Origin of the sequence: Chryseobacterium sp. YIM B08800, from assembly GCF_026163565.1 — a bacterium.
Lineage (GTDB): Bacteria > Bacteroidota > Bacteroidia > Flavobacteriales > Weeksellaceae > Chryseobacterium.
In genome coordinates, this window is the sequence record NZ_JAPDKN010000130.1 from 1 (window position 1) to 342 (window position 342).

The following is a 342-nucleotide window of genomic DNA, read 5'->3' on the forward strand; positions in this document are numbered from 1 at the left end:
CTCCGCTGTCGGTACTACATGCGTAGCCGTGTCTATTAAGTTAACCCTCAGCGACCCGACGGGCAGGGTGCTTTGGGCGAGTTGTGTAAGTTTTAGCCGCTTCGTCCACAACGTACTGCACGGCGATTCTGTTCTATATGACAATCACTTTGGGTTTACAGACATCCCCTGGTGATTGCTGGACCCGAAGGTACCAGAAGCTCAGGGCTAAGGCTGCTTACGCAGCGAGAGCGAATTCCTGGCCGTAGTTTTCGTCATTGGCAACTATAAGTAGTTGCAACAGTGGATTTACGAGTTCTGTTACCAACTCGGCATGCACCTAAAGTTTCGCAACCGGCGTCG

General features: G+C 51.8%; 1 other RNA gene. It reads right to left on the bottom strand.

Annotated features, from left to right (window positions below):
* Positions 1-341: a transfer-messenger RNA gene (gene ssrA / locus OEW74_RS19605) on the bottom strand; the annotation flags it as partial.
* Between the last annotated feature and the right edge of the window lies 1 nt (position 342).